General features: G+C 72.2%; 11 protein-coding genes and 2 pseudogenes. 11 read left to right on the top strand and 2 right to left on the bottom strand.

Annotated features, from left to right (window positions below; genetic code table 11):
- Positions 1–18 precede the first annotated feature (18 nt).
- The 5 genes and pseudogenes from OHN19_RS18825 to OHN19_RS18805 form a co-directional block, all read left to right on the top strand.
- Positions 19–609, top strand: a pseudogene (locus OHN19_RS18825) (CpaF family protein); the annotation flags it as partial.
- A 114-nt stretch (positions 610–723) separates the two neighbouring features.
- Positions 724–1,716 (top strand): type II secretion system F family protein, encoded by a 993-nt coding sequence (locus tag OHN19_RS18820; protein WP_330269650.1) that lies wholly within the window; start codon positions 724–726, stop codon positions 1,714–1,716.
- Positions 1,713–2,501 (top strand): type II secretion system F family protein, encoded by a 789-nt coding sequence (locus tag OHN19_RS18815; RefSeq protein ID WP_330265289.1) that lies wholly within the window; start codon positions 1,713–1,715, stop codon positions 2,499–2,501. The genes OHN19_RS18820 and OHN19_RS18815 overlap by 4 nt, the downstream gene beginning before the upstream one ends.
- An 81-nt stretch (positions 2,502–2,582) precedes the next feature.
- Positions 2,583–2,822, top strand: coding sequence for a DUF4244 domain-containing protein (locus OHN19_RS18810; RefSeq protein ID WP_330265288.1), 240 nt, complete (start codon positions 2,583–2,585; stop codon positions 2,820–2,822).
- Entirely contained in the window at positions 2,809–3,174 is a 366-nt protein-coding gene (locus tag OHN19_RS18805) for a TadE family type IV pilus minor pilin (protein ID WP_330265287.1), read from the top strand. The genes OHN19_RS18810 and OHN19_RS18805 overlap by 14 nt, the downstream gene beginning before the upstream one ends.
- Positions 3,175–3,239: 65 nt before the next feature.
- On the opposite strand, the gene OHN19_RS18800 is transcribed toward OHN19_RS18805, so the two are convergent.
- Complete coding sequence (locus OHN19_RS18800; protein ID WP_330269857.1) at positions 3,240–3,470, bottom strand: hypothetical protein; 231 nt, start codon at positions 3,468–3,470, stop codon at positions 3,240–3,242.
- Between OHN19_RS18800 and OHN19_RS18795 the strand changes: the two are divergent.
- Positions 3,363–3,689, top strand: a pseudogene (locus tag OHN19_RS18795) (Rv3654c family TadE-like protein); the annotation flags it as partial. The gene OHN19_RS18800 and the pseudogene OHN19_RS18795 sit on opposite strands and share 108 nt — an antisense overlap.
- On the opposite strand, the gene OHN19_RS18790 reads toward OHN19_RS18795, so the two are convergent.
- Positions 3,613–6,156, bottom strand: coding sequence for a DEAD/DEAH box helicase (locus OHN19_RS18790; protein ID WP_330265286.1), 2,544 nt, complete (start codon positions 6,154–6,156; stop codon positions 3,613–3,615). The pseudogene OHN19_RS18795 and the gene OHN19_RS18790 overlap by 77 nt on opposite strands.
- Before the next feature lie 80 nt (positions 6,157–6,236).
- Here OHN19_RS18790 and bldG point away from each other — a divergent pair, with 80 nt between their 5' ends.
- The 5 genes from bldG to OHN19_RS18765 all read left to right on the top strand — a co-directional run bounded on the left by bldG (position 6,237) and on the right by OHN19_RS18765 (position 12,240).
- A complete protein-coding gene (gene bldG, locus OHN19_RS18785; protein WP_006132569.1) occupies positions 6,237–6,578 on the top strand; it encodes an anti-sigma factor antagonist BldG in 342 nt (113 codons plus the stop codon).
- A gap of 119 nt (positions 6,579–6,697) precedes the next feature.
- Entirely contained in the window at positions 6,698–7,135 is a 438-nt protein-coding gene (locus OHN19_RS18780) for an ATP-binding protein (RefSeq protein ID WP_330265285.1), read from the top strand.
- A 270-nt stretch (positions 7,136–7,405) separates the two neighbouring features.
- On the top strand, positions 7,406–9,814 hold the full coding sequence (locus OHN19_RS18775) for a sodium-translocating pyrophosphatase (RefSeq protein ID WP_330265284.1): 2,409 nt from the start codon (positions 7,406–7,408) through the stop codon (positions 9,812–9,814).
- Between the two features lie 197 nt (positions 9,815–10,011).
- On the top strand, positions 10,012–10,629 hold the full coding sequence (locus OHN19_RS18770; protein ID WP_330265283.1) for a small secreted protein: 618 nt from the start codon (positions 10,012–10,014) through the stop codon (positions 10,627–10,629).
- A gap of 78 nt (positions 10,630–10,707) precedes the next feature.
- Positions 10,708–12,240, top strand: coding sequence for a class I SAM-dependent methyltransferase (locus OHN19_RS18765; protein ID WP_330265282.1), 1,533 nt, complete (start codon positions 10,708–10,710; stop codon positions 12,238–12,240).
- Positions 12,241–12,366 lie beyond the last annotated feature (126 nt).

The raw sequence follows: 12,366 nt of genomic DNA, 5'->3' as shown, positions 1-12,366 counted from the left end.
TAGTGGTGTCTCTGTCTGGGGTTCGGGAAGACGACCTTGCTGAGCGCGCTGCTGGGGCTCGTCGGGCCGGGCGAGCGGATCGTGCTCGCGGAGGACTCGGCGGAGCTCAGGCCGGACCATCCGCACGTCGTGCGGCTGGAGACCAGACCCGCCAACCAGGAGGGCGCCGGACTCGTCACGCTCGAGGACCTGGTGCGGCAGGCGCTGCGGATGCGGCCCGACCGGCTGGTCGTGGGCGAGGTGCGTGGGCGCGAAGTGGTGGATCTGCTGGCCGCGTTGAACACGGGTCATGAGGGCGGCTGCGGGACCGTGCACGCGAACGCGGCGGCCGATGTCCCGGCCCGCCTGGAGGCGCTGGGGACGTCCGCCGGGCTCGATCGGGCCGCGCTGCACAGCCAGTTGGCGGCCGCGTTGTCGGTCGTACTGCATCTCGTGCGCGACCGGACCGGGCGACGGCGGATCGCCGAGGTGCGGGTGCTGGAGCGGGACGCCTCGGGGTGGGTGCGGACGGTTCCGGCGCTGCGGTGGGGGGCGGAGGCGTTCGTGCACGAGCGGGGGTGGGAGCGGTTGCGGGGGCTGCTCGGGGGTGCGGTGGGGGAGGGCGGGTGACTGAGGCCATGGCGAAGGGTGTTGGGCGACTGGGTCGCTTTGGAGCGGCAGTGCCGTGTGGGAGACAGCTCGGTCGAGGAGAGGGGCGTGGGTGTGGTGAGCGGGATGGGTGAGATGTCGGTGGGGGCGGCTGTAGGGGGCCTTGGTCTGGCCGTGTGGCTGTGGGGCGGGCGGCGGTCCGGGCTGCGGCGGGCGCAGGCGCTGTTGGCGGGCGGTGGGGTGGCGGGGGTCGGGCCACCGGGCTGGCGGCACCTGGTCGGGGAACTGCGGCGGGTTCGCGGGCGGCTGGGGTTCGAGTGGTCGGCGGCGGTCGTCGGACTGGTGCTTGCCGTGCTGGGGGCTTCGGTGCTGCCGGTCCTCGCGGGGGCGGCCGGGGTGCCGTTGCTGAGGCGGGTGCGGTTGGCCCGGGAGGCGCGTCGGGTGCGTGAGCGGCGGGCCGACGTGGTGATCGCGCTGTGCGCGGCGGTCGCCGGGGAGGTACGGGCGGGACGGCAGCCGGGGGAGGCGCTGGTGGTGGCGGTGCGGGACTTCGAGGGGGTCGGGATGAACGCCGGGATGCACGGGGTCGGTGCGGAAGGGGTTGGGGTGACCGGGGTCGGGGTGACCGAGGCCGGGGTGATCGGCTCGGGTGGGCTCGGGTCCGGGGGAGCAGGGCCTGGAGGGCCGGGAGGCAGTGGGCTCGGCGATGCGCAGGCCGTCGTGTTGGCGGCGGCCCGGTTCGGTGGGGATGTTCCCGGGGCGCTGGCTGCGGCGGCTCGGCGGCCGGGGGCCGAGGGACTGCTGGGGCTTGCCGCCTGCTGGCGGGTGGCCGTGGATCAGGGAGCCGGGCTGGCGGCCGGGCTCGATCGGCTGGAGGGGGCGTTGCGGGCCGAGCGGGATCAACGGGCCGATCTGCGCGCTCAGTTGGCCGGGGCGCGGTCCACGGCGTGGATGCTCGCCGCGCTGCCGGTCCTGGGGCTGGGTCTCGGTGCCGCCCTCGGCGCCGATCCCCTGCGGGTCCTGCTGCACTCGGGGGCCGGGCTGGGCTGTCTGGTGGTCGGGGGACTGCTGGAGGGCCTCGGGATGTGGTGGGCGATGCGGATCGTGCGGGGAGCTGAGGCGGCGTGAGCCCGGAAGTTGTCCACAGGCTGGGGGTGGTCCTGGGGACTGTGGTGGTCGTCGCCTGGCTCTTCCGGTGGGGTGCCGCTGCCCGGCGTGAGCGGAGAGTGCGGCGGAGGTTGGGCGAGCTGCTGGCGGCTGCGGAGGCCACGGCCGACGGTCCCCGGTTCGAGGGGCGGGAGTTCGCGCGGCGATGGCTGCCCGTGGCCGGCGCGGGGGGCGCCGGGTGGGTGCTGGTCGGTGGGGTTCCCGGTGTCGTGGTCGGGGCGGTCGTCGCGGCGGGACTGTGGCGGTGGCGGCGCCGGGAAGCGGCCGGCGGCGGTGCCCGGGAGGCCGACGTGCGCGAGGCGGAGCGGCAACTCCCGCTCGCCGCCGACCTGCTGGCCGCCTGCATCGCGGCCGGCGCCGGTCCGGTGATCGCGGCGCAGGCCGTCGGGGAGGCACTGGGCGGACCCGTCGGCGAGGGCCTCGCGCGCGGGGCGGCGGAAGTGCGGCTCGGCGGTGCGCCGGGCGAGGCGTGGCGGAGGCTCGCCTCGACTCCGGGAGCCGGACCGCTGGCACGGCTGCTGGCACGCGCCGATGTGACCGGGCTGCCCGCGGCGGCGCCGGTCGCTGGGCTCGCCGCGGACGCCCGCGCCGACTGGGGGCGCGCCGCGACGGCTCGGGCCCGCAGGGCCGCCGTGCTGGTCACCGCGCCGGTGGGGCTGTGTTTCCTGCCCGCGTTCATCGCGGTCGGCGTCCTGCCGATCGTGATCGGGCTCGCGGGCGGAGTGCTGGGAGGAGGTGGGCGATGACGGACGGCGGCCGGTGATCCGGCGACGAGCAGCAGGCAGGCGAGTGACAGGCAACAGGACTGAACCTCACGGGGGGTTGAGATGTACAAGGCGGTACGGGCGCGGATGGGTGCCCTGATGTGCGGTGTGATGTGCCGGGCGCGATCGGTGTTCTCGGTGCGGTCGATGCGCCGGGACGCGGGGATGGTCACCTCCGAGTACGCGATGGGGATCGTCGCGGCGGTGGCCTTCGCGGTGGTGCTCTACAAGGTGGTGACGAGCGGGACCGTCAGCGCGGAGCTCCAGGCCATCGTGAAGCAGGCTCTCGATGCGAAGGCGTGAACGGGCGGCGGACCAGGGGTTCGTGACGGCGGAGTCGGCCATGGTGCTGCCGGTCCTGGTGATGTTCGCGATGGCGCTGGTGTGGGGGCTGCTCGTGGTGGCCGCACAGATCCAGTGCGTGGACGCGGCCAGGACCGGTGCCAGGGCGGCGGCCCGCCAGGACCCCGCCGACGCGGTCGTCCGGGTGGCCCGGGACACGGCACCCCGCGACGCGGAGGTCACGGTCGCCCGGGAGGGCGACCGGGTCCGCGTGGTCGTCGTGGCGAAGCCACCGGCACTGAGCGGTCTGCCGTTCGAGGTGCGGGAGGAGGCCGTGGCGTTGGCGGAGGAGACGGTGGAGGGAGGGGGATGAGGGGCGGGTCGCTGCACGCCGAGCCGAGCAACGTCCGGTGGACCGACGTCCGCAGGGCTGCTGCCCTACTCGCCGGCGCCTGCCTGGTCAGGACCCGCCGAGCTGCCGCGCGGTTCGTCGGCGTCCACCTCGTCGCCGCTCGGTCGGACCGTGGTTCGGCGACCGTCTGGAGCGTCGGTGCCATCGCGGTGCTGTGCGTGGTGTTCGGGGGCGTGCTCGCCCTCGGGCAGGCCGTCGTCGTACGGCATCGCGCGGCCGGGAGTGCTGATCTCGCGGCGCTCGCAGCGGCGGACCACTGGGCCGACGGGCCCGAGGCGGCCTGTGCCCGGGCGGAGGAGCTGGCGCGGGAGCAGGGGACGCGGCTCGTGCGGTGCGCGCTGGTCGGCGAGATCTCGGACGTGACGGCGGCGTCGGGACGAGGGCCGTTCACCGCGGAGATCAGGGCACGGGCGGGACCTGCGGTGCCGGCGCCGGTGCGGCCGCCCGTGCCGGAGCCCCCTGCGGCACCTGCTCCGCGCTCTCCGGGGCCGCCTCCCCCGGCGCCCCCCGCAACAGCACCGTGAGCAGCCGTACCGCCCCCCTCTTGTGCAGCGGGTCGTTGCCGTTGCCGCACTTGGGGGACTGGATGCAGGACGGGCAGCCGGCGTCGCATTCGCAGGCGGCGATGGCCTCGCGGGTGGCCGTGAGCCAGGCCCGGGCCGTGTGGAAGGCGCGCTCCGCGAAGCCGGCGCCGCCCGGGTGGCCGTCGTAGACGAAGACCGTGGGGAGCAGCGTGTCGGGGTGGAGGGGGATCGACACGCCGCCGATGTCCCAGCGGTCGCAGGTCGCGAAGAGGGGGAGGAGGCCGATGGAGGCGTGTTCGGCGGCGTGCAGGGCGCCGCCGAGGATCTCCGGGTTGATCCGGGCCTCGTCGAGCTGGTCCTCGGTGACGGTCCACCACACCGCGCGGGTGCGGAGCGTACGAGGAGGGAGGTCGAGTTTCGTCTCGCCGAGCACTTCACCGGTGATGAGGCGTCTGCGCAGGAAGGAGACCACCTGGTTGGTGACCTCGACGGAGCCGTAGCACAGGCGGCCGTCGCCCCAGGGGATCTCGACGTCGGTCTCCAGGACGGAGATGGCCGTCGTGTCGCGGGCCACCGTCGAATAGGGCGGGTTCGCCTCCGTGACCAGGGCGACCGAGTCGTCCAGGTCCAGGGAGCGGACCAAGTACGTGCGGCCCTGGTGGAGGTGGACCGCGCCCTCGTGGACGGTGGTGTGGGCGGCGCCCGCGTCGACCGTGCCCAGCAGACGGCCCGTGCCCGACTCGACGATCTGGACCGGCGTGCCGCCCTGGCCGCGGATGTCGGCCAGGTCGGCGGCCGACTCCCGGCGGGTCCAGTGCCAGGCCTTGGTGCGGCGGCGCAGGAGCCTCGCGGACTCCAGCTGCGGCAGCAGGTCCTCGCACGACGGCCCGAACAGCTCCAGGTCCTCGTCGACCAGGGGCAGTTCCGCCGCGGCCGCGCACAGGTGCGGGGCGAGGACGTACGGGTTGTCGGGGTCGAGGACCGTGGACTCCACCGGCTGGTCGAAGAGGGCCTCGGGGTGGTGGACGAGGAAGGTGTCCAGGGGGTCGTCGCGGGCCACCAGCACGGCGAGGGCGCCCTGGCCGGCCCGTCCGGCGCGGCCCGCCTGCTGCCACAGGGACGCGCGCGTGCCGGGGTAGCCGGAGATCAGTACGGCGTCCAGGCCCGAGACGTCGATGCCGAGTTCGAGGGCGGTCGTGGCGGCCAGGCCCAGCAACTCGCCCGAGTGGAGGGCCTGTTCCAGGGCGCGGCGCTCCTCCGGGAGATAGCCGCCGCGGTAGGCGGCGACCCGGCGGGCCAGGGAGCGGTCGACCTCGGCGAGCCGTTCCTGGGCGATCACCGAGATCAGCTCGGCGCCGCGCCGGGAGCGGACGAAGGCGACCGAGCGGACGCCCTGGACGGCGAGGTCCGTCAACAGATCTGCCGTCTCGGCGGTGGCCGTACGGCGGACCGGGGCGCCCTTCTCGCCCTGCATCTCCGTCAGGGGCGGTTCCCAGAGGGCGAAGACCAGTTCGCCGCGGGGTGAGGCGTCGTCGGCGACCTCGACCACCGGGAGGCCGGTCAGGCGGCGGGCGGCGACCGCGGGCTCGGCGGCGGTCGCGGAGGCCAGCAGGAAGACGGGGGAGGCGCCGTAGCGGGCGCAGAGGCGGCGCAGACGCCGCAGGACCTGGGCGACGTGCGAGCCGAAGACGCCCCGGTAGGTGTGGCACTCGTCGATGACGACGTACTTGAGTGCCTTCAGGAAGGAGGACCAGCGGGGGTGGGAGGGGAGTATCCCGCGGTGCAGCATGTCCGGGTTGGTCAGCACGTAGTTGGCGTACTGACGGATCCACTCGCGTTCCTCGAACGGCGTGTCGCCGTCGTAGACCGCGGGGCGCACCGAATTGCCCAGCGGTTGTGAAAGTTCCTTCACCGAGCGGCACTGGTCCGCCGCCAGGGCCTTCGTGGGAGCCAGGTAGAGCGTGGTGGCGCCGCGGCCGTTCGGGGCCTCGGAGCCGTCCAGGAGGGTCGAGAGGACCGGCACGAGGTACGCCAGGGACTTGCCGGAGGCGGTTCCGGTCGCGACGACCACCGAGTCGCCGTCCAGGGCGTGCTCGGCAGCCTGTGCCTGGTGGGCCCAGGGGTGGTCGATGCCGCACGCCTGGACGGCCGCCACGACCTCCGAACGAATCCGGTCAGGCCAGACGGCATGGCGGCCCGCTCGCGGGGGCAAGTGCTCCGTATGAGTGATGCGCGCAGCCCGGCTCGGGCCGGCGGCGAGCCGGTCCAGGACCGTGCTCGGCGCAAGGCGGGAGCCGGGGTCCGTCGAGGGTCGATCGGATCGGAGATTCTTGGCCATCGGCACCGAGTGTGTCACTGGCGTGACGGACAATGGGACCAAGGCGTCGTGCACGCCTGCCGGTAAGTGATTGAATGCCATCGCGGCTGGCGAACCGTCCCGGGGGCTCTGCCGAGGTGTCCCGAGGGGCGACCGCTCGATAGCAAGGTGCTGGAGGATCCGTGGACCTGTCCCTGTCGACCGAGACCGTCGGCGATCGCACGATCGTCAGGGTCGGTGGCGAAATCGACGTATATACCGCGCCCAAGCTGCGCGAGCAGCTGGTCGAGCTGGTGAACGACGGCAGTTTCCACCTTGTCGTCGACATGGAGGGCGTGGACTTCCTCGACTCCACCGGGCTCGGCGTGCTGGTCGGCGGCCTGAAGCGTGTGCGTGCCCATGAGGGCTCGCTGCGCCTGGTCTGCAACCAGGAGCGCATTCTCAAGATCTTCCGTATCACCGGCCTCACCAAGGTGTTCCCGATCCACACCTCGGTCGAGGAAGCGGTGGCGGCGACCGACTGACCCGTTCCCGGGCCCGTGCCCGGGGCGGCGAAGGACGCCGACAGAAGCAAGAAGTAGGGGGTCCGGGCTTTCGGCGGCCCGGTCCCCCGACAGCACGCCCGTAGTTCCGAGGGGGATGCATGGCCACCGTTGAACTCCGCTTCAGCGCGCTGCCCGAGCACGTCAGGACCGCCCGACTGGTGGCGGCAGCGGTGGCGCGCAGGGCCGGAGTGGACGAGGCCGTCCTCGACGAGGTCAGGCTCGCCGTCGGCGAGGCCTGCACTCGTGCCGTCGGACTGCACCAGAGCGGCGGCATCACCGCGCCGGTCCAGGTGCTGCTGATCGAGGAGGAGAAGCAGTTCTCCATCGAGGTCGGCGACGAGGCGCCGCGTTCGGCCCCGGGCGACCGGGCTCCGGGCGCTCTGGGTGAGGACCCCGACGCGGAGACCGAGGAGGACGAGATGGGCCTCGCGGTCATCAGCGGCCTCGTCGACGACGTCGAGGTCACCGCAGGGGAGCACGGCGGACAGATCCGTATGACCTGGCCGACCACGCCGCCGGCCGCAGTGCTTCCCTGATTGCTCCATCTGTTCGACATGCGGAAGGGCCCCACCACCGGTGGGGCCCTTCCGCATGTCGGTGTGGGCTTTCTGTGCCTACAGTGGTCTGGTGCGATGCATTTCGTGAATTGCTTCACGATCTAGATATCCGCCGTGAATGCCTCCGGGGCATTACTGCTTTCAGGTTCTGTAAAGGCGAATTCCGTTTACCGCGCCCTGTTTTGATCAGAGCGGGGTACCTACAATCCGTCCACATCTTGAGCTCAGCCCAAGCGTCAAGGAGGACGAATGGCGGGGCTTTCTACCCCTGATCAGTTGGACCAGCCCACAACAACCCTCGCGGCCGCGGTGCTCACCGACGACAACCGGGTACTGATCGCGGTCATCGCGGTCGTCGCCCTGACGGCGCTCGTGGTGGCGGGTGTCCTGGTGCGCCAGGTGCTCGCGGCCGGCGAGGGCACCGACAGCATGAAAAAGATCGCGGCGGCGGTCCAGGAAGGCGCGAACGCCTATCTGGCACGTCAGCTGCGCACGCTCGGCGTATTCGCCGTCGTGGTGTTCTTCCTGCTCATGCTGCTGCCCGCGGACGACTGGAATCAGCGCGCAGGCCGATCCGTGTTCTTCTTGATCGGCGCCGCGTTCTCGGCTGCCACCGGCTATATCGGCATGTGGCTCGCCGTGCGCAGCAATGTGCGTGTGGCCGCGGCGGCACGAGAAGCCACTCCGGCGGAAGGCGAGCCGGAAAAGGATCTCACCGCCGTCTCCCACAAAGCCATGAAGATCGCATTCCGAACGGGCGGCGTCGTCGGCATGTTCACGGTGGGGCTCGGTCTGCTGGGCGCCTCCTGTGTGGTGCTGGTGTACGCGGCCGACGCGCCGAAGGTCCTGGAGGGCTTCGGTCTCGGCGCGGCGCTCATCGCGATGTTCATGAGGGTCGGCGGTGGCATCTTCACCAAGGCCGCCGACGTCGGCGCCGACCTGGTCGGCAAGGTCGAACAGGGCATTCCGGAGGACGACCCGCGCAATGCCGCGACCATCGCCGACAACGTGGGCGACAACGTCGGCGACTGCGCGGGCATGGCGGCCGACCTCTTCGAGTCGTACGCCGTGACCCTGGTCGCCGCGCTGATCCTCGGCAAGGCGGCCTTCGGCGACTCCGGACTCGCCTTCCCGCTGCTCGTCCCGGCGATCGGCGTGATCACCGCGATGATCGGCATCTTCGCGGTCGCCCCGCGCCGCTCCGACCGCAGCGGCATGTCCGCGATCAACCGCGGGTTCTTCATCTCCGCGGTGATCTCGCTCGTGCTGGTGGCGGTCGCCGTCTTCGTCTATCTGCCGGGGAAGTACTCCGACCTGGACGGCATCACCGACACCGCGATCTCCGGCAAGGACGGCGACCCGAGGATCCTCGCTCTGGTCGCCGTGGCCATCGGCATCCTGCTCGCCGCCGTCATCCAGCAGCTGACCGGCTACTTCACCGAGACCAACCGCCGCCCGGTCCAGGACATCGGCAAGACCTCGCTCACGGGGCCCGCCACCGTCGTCCTCGCCGGCATCTCGATCGGTCTCGAGTCGGCCGTCTACACCGCCCTGCTGATCGGCCTCGGCGTCTACGGCGCCTTCCTGCTCGGCGGTACGTCGATCATGCTCGCGCTGTTCGCGGTGGCGCTGGCCGGCACCGGCCTGCTCACCACGGTCGGCGTGATCGTCGCCATGGACACCTTCGGTCCGGTCTCCGACAACGCGCAGGGCATCGCCGAGATGTCCGGCGACGTCGAGGGCGCGGGCGCGCAGGTGCTCACCAACCTGGACGCCGTCGGCAACACCACCAAGGCCATCACCAAGGGCATCGCCATCGCCACCGCCGTGCTCGCGGCGTCGGCGCTCTTCGGGTCGTACCGTGACGCGATCACGACCGGCGCGCAGGACGTCGGCGAGAAGCTCAGCGGGGACGGCGCGCCGATGAGCCTGATGATGGACATCTCGCAGCCCAACAACCTCGTCGGCCTCATCGCCGGCGCGGCGGTCGTCTTCCTCTTCTCGGGGCTGGCGATCAACGCGGTGTCGCGGTCGGCGGGCTCGGTGGTCTACGAGGTGCGGCGGCAGTTCCGCGAGCACCCCGGGATCATGGACTACAGCGAGGAGCCGGAGTACGGCAAGGTCGTCGACATCTGCACCAGGGACGCCCTGCGCGAACTCGCCACGCCCGGACTGCTCGCCGTGACGGCGCCGATCTTCATCGGGTTCACCCTCGGGGTCGGCGCCCTCGGCGCGTTCCTCGCGGGCGCGATCGGGGCGGGGACGCTCATGGCGGTCTTCCTGGCCAACTCCGGCGGGGCCTGGGACAACGCCAAGAAGCTCGTCGAGGACGGCCACCACGGCGGCAAGGGCAGCGAGGCCCATGCCGCGACGGTGATCGGCGACACCGTCGGCGACCCCTTCAAGGACACCGCGGGCCCCGCGATCAACCCGCTGCTCAAGGTCATGAACCTGGTGGCGCTGCTGATCGCTCCCGCGGTGATCAAGTTCAGTTACGGCGACGACAAGAGCATCGGCGTACGGATCTTCATCGCCGTGCTCGCGTTCCTCGTGATCGCCGGCGCGGTCTATGTCTCCAAGCGGCGCGGGATCGCCGTGGGTGACGAAGACAACGAGAAGAAGGCGGCCAAGTCGGTGGATCCCGCGGTGGTTTCGTAGATCCCTCGACGAGTCCCAGCTCAAGGGGCGGGCGGGCGGCGCGTGTTCAGGCGCCGCCCGCCCGCCCCGTCATGTGCGCGCCCCTCGGCCGTGAGGCTTCTCTCCCATGGGGCAAACAGCGGTAAAGAGTCACATTTGCGGCATTCGGCGTGTGGATCCGGTGCCCGTCCCGTGTAACGTCCGGTGGCCGAGAGGCCATGGAAGGGACCAATCCGGTGAACAAGAAGCTCGCGGCCGCACTGTCCGGCGGTGCGGTACTGGTACTGGCGCTGTCGGGATGCGGTGGCAGCGAGGACAACAAGGAACTCGACGCCTGGGCCAAGAAGGTCTGCGACCTGGTGCCGGCCCAGAACAAGAAGATCACGGCGGCCTACGACGCGATCACCAAGGCGGCCGAGGACACCGAGAGCACTCCGGCGGAGCTCCAGAAGGCCGACTCCCAGGCCTTCCAGGACCTGTCCGACGGCTACAAGGCGCGCGCCACGGTCATCCAGGACGCCGGTGCGCCTCCCGGTGCCGAGGACGGCGCCAAGAAGCTCCAGGACGCCGTCAAGCAGCTCACGGTCCTGTCTGGGGCCTACGCCGACATGAAGGCGCAGGTGGACAAGCTCGACACCAAGGACCAGGCGAAGTTCGCCACCGGTCTCAAGGACGTCTCCGCGGAGATGCAGAAGGTGGAGACGCAGCGCCAGACCGCGCTCAACGCGCTGAAGGAGCTGGAGTCCGGCGACACCAAGCAGGCGCTCGCCGACCAGTCGGGCTGCAAGCAGTCCCCGACGTCACCCGCGGCATCGGCGCCGGCTACGGACAGCTGAGCGCTGCCGCCGGACCTCCGGCGGGACAGGCGCGCGGGTGGGCCTGTAAGGGCGGTCCGGGCGGGCCACAATAGGGGCGTGAGTATCTCCGGTCTGCCCGCGCTGCCCGCCGCCCCCGCCGCCGCCTCCGGCGGTACCGACGTCACCGCCCGGCTGCGGGACGCCCTGCTCGGGGCGTCCTTCACCGCTGACGGGCTGCTCGAACTGCTCGGGGCGCCCGCGTACGCGGCGCTCGCGCGCAGCGAGACCGTGCCCGCGCTCCGGGCGACCCGCGGGGACACCCCGCTGGAAGTACTCGTACGCCTGTTCCTCCTCCAGCAGCCGGTGCCCCACGCGCGCGTGGCCGGCGTCCTGCCCGTCGACGCGTGCCTGGAGAGCGGTTGGCTGGTGCGCGCCGGCGCCGACGAGCTGGCCGCGACGGTGGACGTACGGCCGTACGGCGGACCCGACGGCGAGGACTGGTTCATCGTGTCGGACCTGGGCTGTGCCGTCGGCGGCGCCGGTGGCATCGGGAGCCGTGAGGAGGGTGTCGTCCTGGGCGTCGGCGGCGCTTCCACGACCCTCGCCGGGATCACAGTCCGCACGCCCGTCTCCTCCGCCCTCGACGTGGGCACCGGCTCCGGGATCCAGGCCCTGCACGCCGCGCAGCACGCCACGCGCGTGACGGCGACCGATCTCAACCCGCGCGCGCTGCACATCACCGCGCTCACGCTGGCGCTCTCCGGCGCCCCGGCCGCCGATCTGCGGGACGGCTCGCTGTTCGAGCCGCTCAGGCAGGGGGAGACGTACGACCTCATCGTCTCGAACCCGCCCTTCGTGATCTCGCCGGGCGCCCGGCTGACGTACCGCGACGGCGGGATGGGCGGGGACGATCTGTGCCGCTCGGTCGTTCAGGGGGCGGGGGAGCTGCTGAACGAGGGCGGGTTCGCGCAGTTCCTCGCCAACTGGCAGCACGTGGCGGGGGAGGACTGGCAGGACAGGCTCAGGTCGTGGGTGCCGCGCGGGTGCGACGCGTGGATCGTGCAGCGCGAGGTGCAGGACGTCACGCAGTACGCCGAGCTGTGGCTCAGGGACGCCGGTGACCACCGCGGCGACCCGGCCGAGTACCAGGCGCTCTACGACGCCTGGCTCGACGAGTTCGAGGCGCGCAAGGTGAAGGCCGTCGGCTTCGGCTGGATCACCCTGCGCAGGACGGGCTCTGCCGTGCCCTCGATCACCGTGGAGGAATGGCCGCACCCGGTCGAACAGCCGCTCGGTGACACCGTCCGCGCGCACTTCGAGCGCCTCGACTACCTGCGCGCCCACGACGACGCGGCTCTGCTGGAGGCCCACTTCAGGCTCGTGCCCGAGATCGTCCAGGAGCAGGTCGGGCTGCCCGGTGCGGAGGACCCCGAGCACGTCGTGCTGCGCCAGCACCGCGGGATGCGCCGGGCGACCAAGGTGGACACGGTCGGCGCGGGCTTCGCCGGGGTGTGCGACGGCACGCTGAGCGCGGGCCGCATCCTCGACGCGATCGCCCAGCTCATGGGCGAGGACCCGGTCATGCTGCGCGACCGCACGCCCGCGCAGATCCGGGTGCTGGTGGAGCAGGGGTTCCTGGAGCCCGCGTGACCCGGCGGGGCATGCTCACAGGGTTCCTGGAGCCCGCGTGACCCGGCGGGGCGTGCCTGCTGAGACGGCCCCGCACCCCTGAGACCCCTGTGCCCGATCTGACGGGATTGGCCCCGAAAAGGCCTC

Origin of the sequence: Streptomyces griseorubiginosus (genome assembly GCF_036345115.1) — a bacterium.
GTDB classification, from domain to species: Bacteria; Actinomycetota; Actinomycetes; order Streptomycetales; family Streptomycetaceae; genus Streptomyces; species Streptomyces griseorubiginosus_C.
This window is presented reverse-complemented; position numbering and strand designations above follow the sequence as displayed.